The sequence below is a fragment of the Actinoplanes sp. NPDC026619 genome, assembly GCF_040638295.1.
Taxonomy (GTDB): domain Bacteria; phylum Actinomycetota; class Actinomycetes; order Mycobacteriales; family Micromonosporaceae; genus Actinoplanes.
In genome coordinates this window covers 39,978-53,983 of record NZ_JBEZYA010000011.1, presented here as the reverse complement: position 1 = coordinate 53,983, position 14,006 = coordinate 39,978, and the positions used below count along the sequence as shown (strand labels likewise).

At 69.6% G+C, this 14,006-nt stretch carries 18 protein-coding genes; 6 read left to right on the top strand and 12 right to left on the bottom strand.

The features are described 5' to 3' along the window. The first annotated feature begins 13 nt into the window (after nucleotides 1-13). Nucleotides 14-166, top strand: a complete 153-nt coding sequence (locus tag AB0E90_RS23795) for a hypothetical protein (protein WP_360409470.1) — start codon at nucleotides 14-16, stop codon at nucleotides 164-166. Here the strand turns inward: AB0E90_RS23795 and AB0E90_RS23790 are convergent. Both AB0E90_RS23790 and AB0E90_RS23785 read right to left on the bottom strand, forming a co-directional pair. After that, nucleotides 151-1,176, bottom strand: a complete 1,026-nt coding sequence (locus AB0E90_RS23790; protein ID WP_360409467.1) for an adenosine deaminase — start codon at nucleotides 1,174-1,176, stop codon at nucleotides 151-153. The genes AB0E90_RS23795 and AB0E90_RS23790 overlap by 16 nt on opposite strands. A 13-nt stretch (nucleotides 1,177-1,189) precedes the next feature. Then, nucleotides 1,190-1,951 (bottom strand): trans-aconitate 2-methyltransferase, encoded by a 762-nt coding sequence (locus AB0E90_RS23785; protein ID WP_360409464.1) that lies wholly within the window; start codon nucleotides 1,949-1,951, stop codon nucleotides 1,190-1,192. Nucleotides 1,952-2,026: 75 nt separating this feature from the next. Between AB0E90_RS23785 and AB0E90_RS23780 the strand changes: the two genes are divergently transcribed. After that, a complete protein-coding gene (locus AB0E90_RS23780) occupies nucleotides 2,027-3,019 on the top strand; it encodes an aldo/keto reductase (protein WP_360409461.1) in 993 nt (330 codons plus the stop codon). Then, nucleotides 3,013-3,243: a hypothetical protein gene (locus tag AB0E90_RS23775; protein WP_360409459.1), complete on the top strand. Its 231-nt coding sequence runs from the start codon at nucleotides 3,013-3,015 to the stop codon at nucleotides 3,241-3,243. Before AB0E90_RS23780 ends, AB0E90_RS23775 begins: the two co-directional genes overlap by 7 nt. Nucleotides 3,244-3,366: 123 nt before the next feature. Here AB0E90_RS23775 and AB0E90_RS23770 read toward each other — a convergent pair whose 3' ends face one another. The 7 genes from AB0E90_RS23770 to AB0E90_RS23740 form a co-directional block, all read right to left on the bottom strand. Continuing rightward, nucleotides 3,367-3,570: a cold-shock protein gene (locus AB0E90_RS23770; RefSeq protein ID WP_030440218.1), complete on the bottom strand. Its 204-nt coding sequence runs from the start codon at nucleotides 3,568-3,570 to the stop codon at nucleotides 3,367-3,369. Between the two features lie 323 nt (nucleotides 3,571-3,893). Further along, nucleotides 3,894-4,163 (bottom strand): DUF4235 domain-containing protein, encoded by a 270-nt coding sequence (locus AB0E90_RS23765; RefSeq protein ID WP_360409455.1) that lies wholly within the window; start codon nucleotides 4,161-4,163, stop codon nucleotides 3,894-3,896. Further along, nucleotides 4,160-4,429 carry a DUF3618 domain-containing protein gene (locus tag AB0E90_RS23760; protein WP_360409452.1) on the bottom strand — a complete coding sequence of 90 codons (270 nt, stop codon included), beginning with the start codon at nucleotides 4,427-4,429 and terminating at the stop codon, nucleotides 4,160-4,162. The genes AB0E90_RS23765 and AB0E90_RS23760 overlap by 4 nt, the downstream gene beginning before the upstream one ends. Next, nucleotides 4,426-4,851 (bottom strand): phage holin family protein, encoded by a 426-nt coding sequence (locus tag AB0E90_RS23755; protein ID WP_360409449.1) that lies wholly within the window; start codon nucleotides 4,849-4,851, stop codon nucleotides 4,426-4,428. Before AB0E90_RS23755 ends, AB0E90_RS23760 begins: the two co-directional genes overlap by 4 nt. Nucleotides 4,852-4,923: 72 nt before the next feature. After that, nucleotides 4,924-6,093 carry a mechanosensitive ion channel family protein gene (locus AB0E90_RS23750; RefSeq protein WP_360409446.1) on the bottom strand — a complete coding sequence of 390 codons (1,170 nt, stop codon included), beginning with the start codon at nucleotides 6,091-6,093 and terminating at the stop codon, nucleotides 4,924-4,926. Nucleotides 6,094-6,186: 93 nt separating this feature from the next. After that, the gene (locus tag AB0E90_RS23745; protein ID WP_360409443.1) at nucleotides 6,187-7,011 is read right to left on the bottom strand and encodes a DUF1206 domain-containing protein; all 825 of its coding nucleotides are present in this window, start codon (nucleotides 7,009-7,011) and stop codon (nucleotides 6,187-6,189) included. Between the two features lie 38 nt (nucleotides 7,012-7,049). Continuing rightward, entirely contained in the window at nucleotides 7,050-7,379 is a 330-nt protein-coding gene (locus tag AB0E90_RS23740) for a hypothetical protein (protein ID WP_360410143.1), read from the bottom strand. A gap of 39 nt (nucleotides 7,380-7,418) precedes the next feature. Here AB0E90_RS23740 and AB0E90_RS23735 point away from each other — a divergent pair, with 39 nt between their 5' ends. Then, the gene (locus AB0E90_RS23735) at nucleotides 7,419-7,703 is read left to right on the top strand and encodes a GNAT family N-acetyltransferase (protein WP_360409440.1); all 285 of its coding nucleotides are present in this window, start codon (nucleotides 7,419-7,421) and stop codon (nucleotides 7,701-7,703) included. A gap of 24 nt (nucleotides 7,704-7,727) precedes the next feature. Here the strand turns inward: AB0E90_RS23735 and AB0E90_RS23730 are convergent, their stop codons facing one another. Further along, on the bottom strand, nucleotides 7,728-9,248 hold the full coding sequence (locus AB0E90_RS23730) for a glycoside hydrolase family 3 N-terminal domain-containing protein (protein ID WP_360409437.1): 1,521 nt from the start codon (nucleotides 9,246-9,248) through the stop codon (nucleotides 7,728-7,730). Nucleotides 9,249-9,383: 135 nt separating this feature from the next. Between AB0E90_RS23730 and AB0E90_RS23725 the strand changes: the two genes are divergently transcribed. Then, nucleotides 9,384-9,515, top strand: a complete 132-nt coding sequence (locus AB0E90_RS23725) for a hypothetical protein (RefSeq protein WP_275407494.1) — start codon at nucleotides 9,384-9,386, stop codon at nucleotides 9,513-9,515. Nucleotides 9,516-9,555: 40 nt separating this feature from the next. After that, on the top strand, nucleotides 9,556-11,193 hold the full coding sequence (locus AB0E90_RS23720) for a RecQ family ATP-dependent DNA helicase (RefSeq protein ID WP_360409434.1): 1,638 nt from the start codon (nucleotides 9,556-9,558) through the stop codon (nucleotides 11,191-11,193). A gap of 1 nt (nucleotide 11,194) precedes the next feature. Here AB0E90_RS23720 and AB0E90_RS23715 read toward each other — a convergent pair whose 3' ends face one another. Beyond that, nucleotides 11,195-11,656, bottom strand: a complete 462-nt coding sequence (locus AB0E90_RS23715; protein ID WP_360409431.1) for a hypothetical protein — start codon at nucleotides 11,654-11,656, stop codon at nucleotides 11,195-11,197. Between the two features lie 17 nt (nucleotides 11,657-11,673). Continuing rightward, complete coding sequence (locus AB0E90_RS23710) at nucleotides 11,674-13,764, bottom strand: hypothetical protein (RefSeq protein ID WP_360409428.1); 2,091 nt, start codon at nucleotides 13,762-13,764, stop codon at nucleotides 11,674-11,676. Nucleotides 13,765-14,006 lie beyond the last annotated feature (242 nt).

Genomic DNA, 14,006 nt, shown 5'->3' with positions numbered 1-14,006 from the left:
AGGCGACGGCGAGATGCGCGACACCCTGGAAAGGCAGCAGACCGAGCCCGACGAGGGCCCGGCCCGATTCAACAAACGACGTCTGATCCGCTGGATCGCGATCCTCACCATCGGCATCATCGTGGTGCTCGCGGTCTGGCAGGACCCGCTTTACGCCAGGCTCTGACCCGAGTAGGCGTCGATCTCGGCGATCAGGGCTTTCTTCCCGGCCGGGGACAGGAAGCTCTGATCGACCGCGGCCTTGGCCAGCCCGGCCACGCCCCGCTCGTCGAGGTCGAGCAGCCGGGCCGCCACCGCGTACTCCTCCTCGAGGGTCGTGCCGAACATCGGCGGGTCGTCGGAGTTGATGCTGAACAGCACACCTTTTTCGACGAGCGTCGGTAGCGGGTGCTCGTCGATCGTGGCGACCGCCCGGGTGCGCACATTGGACGTCGGGCTGATCTCCAGCGGAATCCGGTGCTCGGCGAGGTGGGCGAGCAGCGCCTCGTCTCGGACCGCCGAGATGCCGTGCCCGATCCGCTCGGCGCCGAGGTCGCGCAGCGCCGACCAGATCGTCTCCGGCCCGGTCGTCTCGCCGGCATGCGGCACGCTGCGCAGGCCGGCCGCCCGCGCCTGGTCGAAGTACGGCTTGAACTGCGCCCGCGGCACACCGATCTCCGGGCCACCGAGCCCGAAACTGATCAGGCCGTCGGGCCTCTCCTCGAGCGCGATCCGCAGCGTCTCCTCGGCGGCAGGCAGGCCGGCCTCGCCCGGGATGTCGAAGCACCAGCGCAGCTCGATGCCGAAGTCGGCGGCGGCGCCCCGGCGGGCGTCCTCGATCGCGTCGCAGAACGCCTTGGCCGCGATGCCCCGCTTCACGCTGGAGTACGGCGTGATGGTCAGCTCGGCGTAACGGACCTGCTGGCGGGCCAGCTCGCGGGCCACCTCGTAGGTCAGCATCCGGATGTCCTGGTCGTCGCGGATCAGGTCGACGACGGTCAGGTAGACCTCGATGAAGTGTGCGAAGTCGGTGAACGCGAAGTAGTCGGCCAGCGCGGCCGGGTCGGCCGGCACCGGCGACCGGCCCTCGTGCCGGGCGGCCAGCTCGGCCACGATCCGCGGCGACGCCGAGCCGACGTGGTGCACGTGCAGCTCGGCCTTCGGCAGCCCGGCGATGAACGAGGTCAGGTCGGTCATCTGCGGTTTCCCCCTATAAAGCGGTCCGGGCCACCACGAAGATGCGGCGGAACGGGAACGCGACGTGTCCGTGTGCCGCCGGATAGGCGGCGGTCAGCTCCCGTTCCAGGTCGGCGCGGAAGCCCTGCCACGCATTCTCGTCCAGGGCGGCCTTGACGGGCCGCAACGCCGTCCCTTCCATCCAGCGCAGGACCGGATGCTCCGCGCCGTCGTCGGGCAGCAGGTGCAGATAGGTGGTCTCCCACGCGTCGACCTGGGCGCCGGTGGCGAGCAGCAGATCCGCGTAACCGGACGGGTCGTCGACCGGCGCCTCCCGGGTCACGTGCGCGACGTCGTAGGTCGCGGCGATCTGCCGCAGCAGCCGGTGCGAGGGCGCGTCGAAGTTGCCGGGAACCTGCATGGCGAGCCACGCGCCGGGCGGCAGCTCGGCGGCCCAGCCGGCGAGCAGCTCGCGATGGCCGTCGACCCACTGCAGGGTGGCGTTGGTGACCAGCACGTCGACGTCGGGGCCGGGCTTCCAGTCGCGCACGTCGCCGACCTGGAACCAGGCCGGCCCGCCGTGCGCGACCGCCTTGTCGATCATCTCGGCGGACGAGTCGATGCCGGTGACCCGCGCTTCCGGCCACCGCTGCGCGAGGGTCAGCGTCAGCTCCCCCGGGCCGCAGCCGAGGTCGACCACGGCGCGCGGGCGCGATGCGTCGATCCGGCTGGTCAGATCGAAGAACGGACGGGAGCGCTCGGCGCCGAAACGGCGGTACACGGTCGGATCCCACATCGTCGTAACCTCCTGCGCTGCAAACCGTACGTACGTCTTGCAAGAAGATATCAGAGTAAGCGGTAGTCTTCGGCCGTGGAAAATCGCACCTTTTCGAGGTTGGGCCGCACCGTCGGCGTCATCGGTCTCGGCGCCTGGCAACTCGGCGCCGACTGGGGCGACGTGAGCGAGGCCGACGCCCACGCGACCCTGCAGGCGGCGGTCGACTCGGGCGTCACCTTCATCGACACCGCCGACGTCTACGGCGACGGGCGCAGCGAGCAGATCATCGGCTCGTTCATCAAGCGTTTTCAGTCTGCGGACGGGCCACAGCTGACCGTCGCCACCAAGATGGGCCGGCGGATGGCGCAGGAGGTCGGCAACTACACACTCGACAACTTCCGGGCGTGGACCGACCGCTCCCGCGCCAACCTCGGCGTGGACACGCTCGACCTGGTCCAGCTGCACTGCCCGCCGACCCCGGTGTTCTCCGCAGGCGAGGTCTACGACGCCCTCGACACCCTCGTCGAGGAAAAGCGGATCAGGGCGTACGGGGTGAGCGTCGAGAAGGTCGACGAGGCCCTCGCCGCCATCGCCCGCCCCGGCACCGCCAGCGTCCAGATCATTCTCAACGCGCTCCGGCTCAAGCCGCTCGAGCGGGTGCTGCCGGCCGCGGAGGAGGCAGGCGTGGGCATCATCGCGCGCGTCCCGCTCGCCAGCGGGCTGCTCTCCGGCCGTTATGACGAGAACACCACGTTCGCGGCCGACGACCACCGCAACTACAACCGGCAGGGCGCGGCGTTCGACGTCGGCGAGACGTTCTCCGGGGTCGACTTCGCGATCGGGCTCGAGGCGGTGCGCCGGCTGCGGCCGCTGGTTCCGGCCGGCGCGACGATGGCGCAGTTCGCACTGCGCTGGATCCTCGACCAGCCGGGAGTCACGGTCGCCATTCCCGGCGCCCGCAATTCTTCACAGGCAGAGGGCAATGCGGCGGCGGCCGGCCTTGCGCCACTACCGGCCGAGTCGCTCGCGGCCGTCACCGCCGTTTACGACGAGCTGATCCGTCCGCAGGTGCATGACAAATGGTGAACGAACCGGCATCCGGCCCCACCCTCAAAGGGTGGTTGCCGATGGTGATCGGCGTCCTTGCCATCTTCCTCGGCGGGCTATGGACACTTCAGGGCCTCGACATTCTCACCGACAGCAAGATGAGCGGTAAAGATCCCTGGACATTCGTTGGCGGCGCCCTTGCCCTGTTCGGACTGATCCTGGTAGGGATCGGTGCGCGTGTCCGATCTCGATCAAAGAGATAAGCGATAAAGGTAAGACAAAAGAAAGCCCCGCGCTCTGCAGAGCGCGGGGCTTTCTTGTGAGTGATCCGAGCCGACCTCCGCCAGGCGGTCGGCGGCCGGTCACGACGACCGGCATGGGTGGTCTCAGAGCGGGCGAACCTGCTCCGCCTGCGGGCCCTTCTGGCCCTGGGCGATCTCGAACTCGACCCGCTGGTTCTCTTCCAGACTGCGGTAACCGCTCATCTGGATGGCCGAGAAGTGGACGAACACGTCTGCACCCCCGCCATCAACGGTGATGAAGCCGAAGCCCTTGTCCGCGTTGAACCACTTCACGGTTCCTTGCGCCATGCTGAACTCTCCCTCTGAAAATGCCGGCCCTCGTTCCTAAGCTCGGGCCGTTGACCGTTTTCGAGCAGCGGCGCCGTTGAGGCGGACATTCCAGAGGACGTCCCATTCCGACGCGACTCGGTGACACCGGTCGACGCCTTATCGGCCGGCATCCCGTGGTCTTGGCGGAAGCAGCAAACCACGTACGCAAAAACTGGCCACACTGTACCGAAAAAGTGGCCCGAAAGCTGCCCCCGGACCCCATCGGATAAACGTCTGCTGATACGGAAAAGGCCCGCCACCTCGCTCTCGCGAGGTGGCGGGCCGAACCCGGCAGTAGGGCCTTAATCAGGCCATCGACCAGTAAGTTTGCGAACGCTCGAGGCGCCTCCGCGATCGACGGCCGCCTTCACGAGCGCGAAGATCGCGCCCTGCAGCGCGGCCGCCGCGAGGATCTCGACCCATCCACGGTCCTCATCGGTCGCGTTCGGGGCGTCGTCGTCCCCGGTCGCGATCTTCCAGACCTCCTTGAACGCGAAGCCGGCGATCGCACCGGCCCCGACGCCCAGCAGGATGCCCACCGGCTTGTACGCGATCTTTCCTACCTTGCTCAACGCTTCCTCCCGCGCACCACCAGAATGATCCCCACGATCGCCACCACGCCGGCCAGCACCAGCGGGAGCGGCACCGGCGAGGTGGCCACCGCCTCCCGCGCCCGGACCTTGGCGATCTCCACCTGGTCCTTCGCACGGGCCTTCACGTCCGCCTTGGCCGCCAGGGCCTGCACGGTCTCACCCAGTTCGGCGCGGGTCTGCTTGATCTCCGCCCGCAGCTCGTCGATCGACGGCTTCGGCGGCGGAGCGGTTTCCTCAGCGGTCACGCCCGGCCTCGATCCTTCATGGCGTGCTTTACCTCGTCCACATCCGCCTTGACGCTGGCGATCGCGGCCTTCGGTTCCGGCGGCACCGCCTTGGTGACCTGGCTCTTGCCGATCAGGGCCAGCACGCCGGCGATCAGGAACAGAGCGACCGTCCAGATCAGGGCGGCCAGCCAGAGCGGCAGGAAGAGGTCGAAAACAATGATCAGAGTGGCGATGGCGGCGCCGACGCCATACATCGCCAGCACACCACCGGTGCCGAACAGGCCGATCCCGATACCCGCATGCTTGCCCTTCTCGGCGAGCTCGGCCTTGGCCAGTGCTATCTCGTCACGAACCAGACGGGAGACCTGCTCGCTTGCCCGCTGCACCAGTTCCGCGGTTGATTGCTCCGCGACCGGGCGGCCGTTCAGGACATCGGCCATCGTGCACCCCTTTCCCTCCACCCGGTCCTATGCCCTGATCAACAGCTAGTCAATCCTCTTGGTTAAAAGGTGTCAGCGCTGGGTGACCAAGGGCTCCTCCGGGCCGGTGAACTGGCTCCCCCGGGACTCTCCGTCGTTGCCGCCGGAGAACACCCGGCCGTCGCTCGGCGCATCGCCGTCCGGCTCGGAATGGGGGGCCGGCCGCAGCGGCGCGGAACCCGGCTGCTGCAGATCGGCACGGAACCGCGGGATGCTCGCCCGCTGGTGCTGCCAGACATAGGTGACGAGGCGCTCGCGTACCAGGCAGCGCAGGTCGAACAGCGCGCCCGCGTCAGCGGCGGAGACCAGCGCGCGCAGCCGGACCAGGCCGCCCACCGCATCGGTCACCTGGAGCACGCACACCCGGCCGTCCCACAGCTGCGAACCCTCGCAGACCGCGCGCAGCTCAGCCCGCAGCGGTTCGATGTCGGTGGCCCAGTCGACGTCGAGCTCGGCCGTGCCCAGCACGGCCGACCCGGTCCGGGTCCAGTTCTGGAACGGCTTGGTGGTGAAGTGGGACGTGGGCAGCAGAAGCCGGCGGTCGTCCCAGATCTGCACGGCCACGTAGGTCAGCGTGAGCTCCTCGATCCGCCCCCACTCGCCCTCGACCACCACCACGTCGTCCACCCGGACCGCGTCGCTGAACGCGAGCTGCAGGCCGGCGAAGACGTTGCCTAGAGTGCTCTGCGCGGCCAGCGCCGCCACCACGCTGACCAGACCGGCCGAAGCCAGCACGCTGGCGCCGAGCGCCCGGATGCCCGGGAAGGTCATCAGCACCACGCCCAGGGTGAGCACCACGATCGTGGCCACCGTGAGCCGGCGGAGGATCACCAACTGGGTCTTGAAGCGGCGGCGTTTCAGGTTGTCCGGCACATCGGTGCGCCAGCGGGCCAGCGCGGCGTCCTCCAGCACCAGCACCAGCGCGGCGACCAGCCAGGCGAACCCGGCGATGAACAGGATCACCAGCAGATGCAGCACCGGGCCGCGGCCGGGGAACTCCCCGGCTGCGGCCCGGATGGCCTGCTGGATCGCGAAAACGGTGACCGTCGCCAGGAACGGATGGTGAGCGGTGCGGGCCAGGTCAGCCGAGAGCTCCGAACGGCGGCCCATCCGGGCCAGCATCCAGTGCACGAACTCGACGAGGACGATCGCGGCGCCGGTCGACGCCGCCACCACCAGTACTGCGGTCAACACATGGGGCACTTGTCATCTCCTCCGATAGCGAGGGGGACCAGCGATCCAGATTGCCCGCCCTGGCCCTGTTCGCAACCCTCTACCGGGGAGTTGGGTGTCGGCTCACACTTTCCGGTATTTGGCCTGTGCGAAGCAGTAGACACCGAAGGCGGCGATGCCGAGGCCGATCAGGGCGAGCAGCCAGACGCCCCACGGGTGGCCGGCCAGGGTCTTGAGCGCGGCGTCCAGGCCACGGGCCTTGTCCGGGTCATAGGTGACGGCGGCGACGACGACCAGGATGCCGGCGATGGTGTACGCGGTGCCCTTGGCCAGGTAACCGCCCACCCCGAGCCGGACCGTCGTCTTTCGCACCGAAGCAGCCATCTGTTCCATCTTGAGGTGCTTCGTGAACTTCTTCTGGTACCCGTAGACGGCAATGCCGATCCCGACGCCGATCACGACCAGTCCGACGAAACCGACCAGCCAGCGGCCGCCGGAGTGGGCCATGATGCCCGCCGACTTGTTCTGCTGGTTCTGCGCCATCGACGAGTTCGCGCCGCGCAGCACGTTGACCGCGTACCAGGCCAGCGTGAGGTAGAGGATGGCGCGGACGCCGGAGACGACGCGTTCGGCGATCGCGGTCTTGTCCTGCGGGCCGCTCTCCCCGATCGCGGCCTCGAAGCCCTGCCAGATCGCGAGACCGACCATGCCGATCGCGATCAGGACCAGGAGCGCCTTGCCGAAGCCGTTGCCGGCCAAGCTCTGGAGCGCGCCCGACTGGTCGCTCTCCTGATTGGAGCCGCCGAAGGCGACCTGGACGGCGATCCACGCGAAAATCAGATGGACGATGCCGTAACCGACGAAGCCGGCCCGGGCCACCATCTCCAGCGGCTTGCTGTCGGCGGCCCGCGATGCGGTGTGTTTGACGTTCGACGTGGCGGAGGACATGCCCCCACAGTGCCCAGTGAGCTCCGGGTGACAAACCTTCAGTTACGTGCCACCTGGAAACTGACGGTGTCACCGGTGACGCTGTCGAGTGACACCGCCAGGCCGGCGACCTGCACCGCCTGCTGCCCCTTGGTCAGGGTGATCTGCTCCCCCGCGACATCCAGGGTGACCGTGTTGGCGTCGGCGCTGACGAATTTCGCCTCGACGCCGAGCACGCTGGCGCTCGCGTTCACCTCGCGGTCGATGGTCACGGTGCACTGATCGATGCCGCAGTTGACGTTGTCACTGCTGCAACCGGACAGGAACGCGAGGCCGAGAGCGGCCGAGCTGAGAGCGGCGGCGACGCGCCGGGTGGGCTTGAGCACGATTCGAGGGTACGGGTCCCGCGCGACCCTAAAGTTGGGATCGTGAGCGACATCGAGGTACGTGACAACGCATCGCAGCACCGGTTCGAGCTGCTGGTCGACGGCGCGGTGGCCGGACTCGCCGTCTACCGCCTGCGGGAGGACGCCGTCGTGGTCACCCACAGCGAGGTGAACCCGCAGTTCCGCGGCCAGGGCCTGGGCAACGAGCTGGCCCAGCGCACGCTGGACCTGCTCCGTTCCCGCGGCGCCAAGGTCGTGCCGCTCTGCCCGTTCTTCGCCCGCTACGTGCAGGAGCACCCGGGCTACGACGACATCGTCGTCGCCTAAGCCGTTCTTTGAAACACGGCCTAGTTACGCCGCTATCGGCGCGGGCACCGGGCTGCCGGCGATCAGCTCGGCGGCGGCCTTGCCGAGCGCACGGGTCGCCCCGTAGGTGGCGATGTGCACCCCGCCGAGCACCGTCACCGGCACGCCCATCTCGACCACGATCGCGTCCGGCCGGCGGGCCACCACCGCGGTGATCACCTCGGCCAGCCAGGCGTGCCGGTGCAGGTCGCGGACCACCAGCACGAGCGCGCGGCCGTCGGCGCCGGCGAGCACCGTCGCCGCCGGATCGGTCAGCCCGGTCAGGTAGTTCTCGGTGAGCCGGATCGAGGTGGTGCCGGGCAGCAGGTCGTCCAGCGGCGTGCTCAGGCCCCACGGCGTCTCCTCGCCGACCGCGATGTTGCGCGCCGCCGCGAACTCGACCACGTGCGCCGAACCATCGATCGGCAGCGCGGCGCCGACGACCCGGACCGCGCGGCGGGCCGCCTCGAATCCGACCGCCGAGCCGTCCGGCCAGGTGTGGCCGGCGACGTCGACGAGCTTGCGGGCCCCGGTCGTCCAGCCGGCCAGCCGCTGCACCCGGGACGCGGCGTCGTAGAGCCGCTCGGCCGGCAGCGCGCCACTTTCCACCGCGGCCATGATCGCGTCGCGCAGCTCGATTGCGGTCTCCTCGCCGGCGAGGCCACCGCCCACGCAGATCGCATCGGCGCCGGCCGCGATCGCCCGCACGGTCGCGCCGGCCAGGCCGTACTTGCGGGCCACGCCCTGCATCTCGATGCCGTCGGTGACGATCAGGCCGTCGAAGCCGAGCTCTTCCCGGAGGAGGCCGGTGAGAATGCGCCGGCTGAGCGTGGCCGGCAGCTCCGGGTCGAACGCCGGGACCAGCAGGTGGCCGGTCATCACGACCTGCACGCCCGCCTCGATGGCGGCCCGGAACGGCAGCAGCTCACAGGCCTCCAGCTCGGCCCGGCTGCGGTCGATCAGCGGCACGTCGTGGTGCGAGTCGACGCTGGTGTCGCCGTGGCCGGGGAAGTGCTTGGCACAGGCGGCCACGCCGGCGTCCTGAATACCCCGGACGAACGCGGCCGAATGGCGCGCGACCAGCTGCGGTTCGGCGCCGAATGCCCGTACGCCAATCACCGGGTTGTCGGGGTTGCTGTTGACGTCGGTGTCCGGGGCGTAGTCCAGCGTGATGCCGGCGCGGGCCAGCTCGTAGCCCAGATCGCGGGCGACCGCCTCGGTCAGCTTGGCGTCGTCGATCGCGCCGAGCGCCAGGTTGCCCGGGCGGGAGCTGCCGTGCCGGGACTCGAAGCGGGTGACGTCACCGGCCTCCTCGTCGATCGCCACGATCACGTCGGACCGTTCGGCGCGCAACTGCGCGGTCAGGGCCGCCACCTGCGCCGGACTCTCCACGTTGCGGGCGAACAGCGCCACGCCGCCGAGACCCTCGCCGAGCCACCGGCGGACCCAGTCGGGTGCGGTGGTGCCGACGAAGCCGGGCTGAAGCACCGCGGCCGCAAGCTTCGCCAATTCACCTTGCTTGGGCATGGGCCCCCGTACCTCCGCCTGTTGTCGTCGCGCCAATAACCGCGCGCCCCCGATTGTGCCGAACTATGGTCACACTCGCTCGTCGATTTAGTCAACAAACCTTCCTATTAGTTGAGAGTCGTTAACATGCCTAACGTGCTGACTCCACTGGCCGCTGGTTCGGGCGTCGACTGGTCCGAGGTTCACGCCGTACGCCTCCTTGGTGTGGCTCTTGCTGCGCTCTTCCTTCTCTGGGCGATCCGCCGGATGTTCGGCGGCAAGAAATAGTCGTTTCGCCGCAACATTGGCGGGGCACACTGGGCGCTCGATGAAGCTTCCCGTCTACGGACCCCGCCTCCGCCGCGTCGCCCGGCAGCAGTTCGGCTGGCCCTCGCTGCGCCCCGGCCAGTTCAAGCCGATGCGCGCCGTGCTGCGCCGCAACGACGCCCTGGTCGTGCTGCCCACCGGCGCCGGAAAGTCGGCGATCTACCAGATCCCGGCCGTCCTGCTGCCCGGCCCGACCGTGGTGATCTCCCCGCTGCTCGCCCTGCAGCAGGACCAGATCGCCGCGCTCAACGAGCGCAACGACCCGAAGATCCGGGCGGTCCGGGTCAGCTCTGCCGAGACGCCGCACCAGCAGCGCGAGGCGATCAAGGAGATCCGCGAGGGCCGGGCCGAGTTCCTGTTCATCACGCCCGAGCAGCTCAGCGACCCGGAGCGGCTGGCCGAGGTGCGGGATTTGAAGCCCGGCCTGATCGCCGTCGACGAGGCGCACTGCATCTCCGCCTGGGGCCACGACTTCCGGCCGGACTTCCTGGCGCTCGGCGAGATGATCAAGGAGATGGGCCGCCCGCCGGTCCTGGCGCTGACCGCCACCGCCTCGCCGCCCGTCCGCGACGACATCATCGAGCGCCTCGGCCTGCGCAACCCCGAGATCCACGTGTCCGGCCTGGACCGGCGCAACCTGTTTCTCGAGGTCGCCTACTGCCCCGACGAGGATTATCGCTGGCGCCGTCTCACCCAGCTGATCGACGCCACGTCGCGGCCGGGCATCATCTACGTCGCCACCCGGCGCGCCGCCGAGGAACTGGCCGCACAGTTGGTGAATTCCGGATACCACGCCACCTACTACCACGGTGGCATGGCCGGTGGCATGCGCGAGGAACGCCACGAGGCCTTCACCGCCGACAAGATCGACATCATGGTCGCCACGTCGGCCTTCGGCATGGGCATCGACAAGGCCAACATCCGCTGGGTCGCGCACGTCGCCCTGCCCGACTCCCCGGACAGCTACTTCCAGGAGATCGGCCGCTCCGGCCGCGACGGCGAGCAGGCCCACGCCATGCTGCTGTGGCGCTCGGAGGACGAGGCCATTCAGCGCTTCTTCTCCGGCGGCTCACCCGACGAGGTCGAACTGCGCGAGCTGGCCGCGGCGCTGCGTGCCGGCCCGCAGACCAAGACGGCGCTCAAAGAGACGACCGGTCTCGGCCCGCGCAAGCTTGGGTCCTACCTGGGCCTGCTGGAACAGATCGGCGCCGCGGTGCCCGGGAGCGGAAACAAGACTACGGTCCCGCTCTTCGCCCCGCTGCCGGCGGCCGCGGCGGCACTGGCCATCAAGGAGTACGAACGGCAGCAGGTGGTCACGCGCTCCCGCACCGACATGATGCGCGGCTTCGCCCAGGCCACCGGCTGCCGCAGCCAGACCCTGCTCGCCTACTTCGGCGAGGAGTTGAAGAAGCCCTGCGGCCACTGCGACAACTGCGCCAACGGCCTGGCCGCCGAGGTCGCCGCCAAGTCGGCCGACGAGCCGTTCGCCGTGCACAGCAAGGTGAAGCACCCGGAGTGGGGCGCCGGCACCGTGATGGGCTACGAGGAGCAGCGGATGACCGTGCTGTTCGACTCGGTCGGCTACAAGACCCTCAGCGTTCCGGTCGTCGTGGAGCAAGGGCTGCTCGTGGGTGAGTGACTCAGTGCGCGTCGATGGCGTACCGGCTCCACTCGGCCTCGTCGTCGGCGTCCGCCGAGGTGCCGGACGGGAAGTCGGTGCGCCCTTCGGCCGGGTTCCACGCGGCGACCAGGACGGCCAGGTTGTCGACCAGCAGGACCGGCCACTTCAGCCGCTCCACGAGCGTGTCGAAAACCTGACGGGCGGCGGCGAGGGTCGCTTCCTCGTCGGCCGGGACACGACGGATTTCGTACGCCACCGGGTAACCGTCGAGCACCGAGATCTCGTCGGGCTCCGGGTCCGGAGGGGCCCCGTACGTGTTGACGGCGACCTCACCCCCGACCTGGGCGTCGCCGAGCTGGACCGCGACGTAGACGTCGCCGTCCCGGTCGGTGGCGTGGGTGCCCAAAGCTTCCGCCAGCCGGTCGGCCGCCGCACGCGGCGCCAGGTCGGTGGCCAGGAAGATGTGCGTCGAACGGGACACTGAACTGATCCTCCGGTCTAGTCCTCCGGGAAGTCGATGATCGAACCGTCGCCAAGGATGATCTTGACTTGGTCCGGCATCGGCTGATTCTTCTCCCGGGCCTGACCGACGGCCCGGGCATATCCACGGCGAGCGTCCGCCTCGCTCAGGTTGACGTCGCGCCCGTCGATGACGGCGTTGCCACCCCCGTACGGGTGCACCTGCGCCCCCGCCTCGAGCACGTTGCGCCGGACGGTGTTGCTGTTGGCCTTGTCGAGGGTCTTGAACTCGGTCACTGTACCGGGATCGTCCGGCGACAACCGGACCATGGCGTCCGGGTTCTTCTTACCCTCGACCGTGTCGTCCCTCTCCCGGGGGTGCACCGACGCGTCGTCCTGCCCGAGCCGGTCGGCGATGCGGCGCTCCTTCTCGCTGAACAGCCCGTCCGGGTCATGAACGCCCGGCCGGAACTCACCGCGCAACTCACCACGGTGCTCACCCGGATCAAAGCCCTCATCACCCGGTCGGGGCGGGTTGTCATCGGTCCGCGGCTGTTCGTCCCGGTCGGGTTGCCGACGCCGCTCCGCGGCCGGGTCAAAGTCCGGGTCCTCCCCCTGCCGGCGTTCCGGTCCGACGTACTTGTCGTCCGGGCCCTTCGCACCGCCCTCCCCGTTGGAGCCGCCGTCGTCGCTCGACCCGCCGTCGCCATCGCCGTCGCCGTCGCCGTCGCCGTCGTTGTCGCCGTCGCCGTCGTTGTCGTTCGAGCCGGCACCGGTCGCGTCCCGGCCCTTCGGCGGTTTGCCGGCGCCATCCGCGCCCTCGGATGTTTCCTTGTTTTCGCCATCCCCCGTGGCTGAGCCCTCGCGCGACGTATCGTTCGGCCGCGGGACATTCTGATCGTCGCCCGATCGGGGCGTTGCCTGCCGCGGGGTGACCTGGTCGGCGGCCCAGCTGCGGTCCGCCTCCTGCTCCGGCGAGGCCGCGTCCCCGATCCGGGCCGCCTGGTTGTCGGCCTTCGCATCGCGGTGATCGACGGCCTGGCCGGCGTCCTGCCGAGCTTCCTTCTGCGCACGGAAGTCATCCAGCTTCTGCTGAAACTCCGGCGTCGGCTCCAAACCCCGCGGCTCACTCGTGCGATTTGCGCCTGGCACGTCGGTCGATCGCTGCGGCGTGTCGCCGGCCCGCGGCTGCGGCCCCTCCGTGCGGGCCGCCTGGTTGTCGGCCTTCGCATCACGGTGATCGACGGCCTGACCGGCGTCCTGCCGAGCTTCCTTCTGTGCACGGAAGTCATCCAGCTTCTGCTGAAACTCCGGAGTCGGCGCCAAACCCCGCGGCTCACTCGTGCGGTTAGCGCCCGGCACCTCGGTCGGTCGCCCCGGCGTATCGCCGGTCCGCTGTTGCGGCGCGGTCGCACCGTCCGTCCGATGCGGCTGGGCCGCAGGTTCGATGCGCTCCTGGCGCGCCCCGCCGTCGACTTGCTTCGGCTGCGTCACCGCGGCCTCCGCCTTGGGCCCAGCTTCCGATTTCGGCCCGGCTGGGGACTCGTTGCGGGCGGCGCTGTTGTGGTTCAGGTTGTCGGCCTTCGCGGTGCGGTGATCGGCATACTGACCGGCGTCCTGCCTGGCCTCCTTCTGCTCGCGGAAGGTATCCAGTTTCTGCTGGAACTCCGGAGTCGGGCGCAATCCATCAGGCTCTCGCCGCGCGGTCTCGGCGTTCTGGCGGCCGGCCTCGGAGGGCTGGCGGCCGGCCTCGGAGGGCTGGCGGCCGGTGTCCGGATTCTGCCTGCCGACTTCGGGGGCCTGGCGGCCGGTGCCGGGGTCATGCCGAGCGGTCTCGGGAGCCTGCCGAGCGGTCTCGGGAGCCTGCCGAGCGGTCTCGGGAGCCTGCCGAGCGGTCTCGGGAGCCTGCCGAGCGGTCTCGGGAGCCTGCCGGCCGACCTCGGGAGTCTGCCGACCGGTGCCGGGGCTCTGCCGAGCGGCCTCGGAGTTCTGCCGGGCGCTGGCACTGTCGCCGGTGCGGGCCTCGCGGGCTGCAAGGTTCTCCGCTTTCGCCGCGCGGTGATCGACGTACTGGCCGGCGTCCTGCTTCGCTTCCTTCTGCGCGCGAAACTTGTCCAGCCGCTGCTGCATCTCCGGGCTCGGCTTCGGCGACTGCTGCTCCGGCGGCTTGGGCGGCGGCGGAGTGTCAGTCCGAGGCGGGGAATCAGCCATGAGCGGCGACGGGCCAGGTCGCAGGGCGAATGACCGGCTTGAACGAACCAGTCCGCGTGCCGCACACCGGGCAGCGGAGGGTCACGGCGGCCGGCGAGATCGCGACCTCGGTCATGTCGGCGGATGGCCTTCCGATGCAGGGCGTGGTCGTCTGATTGTCC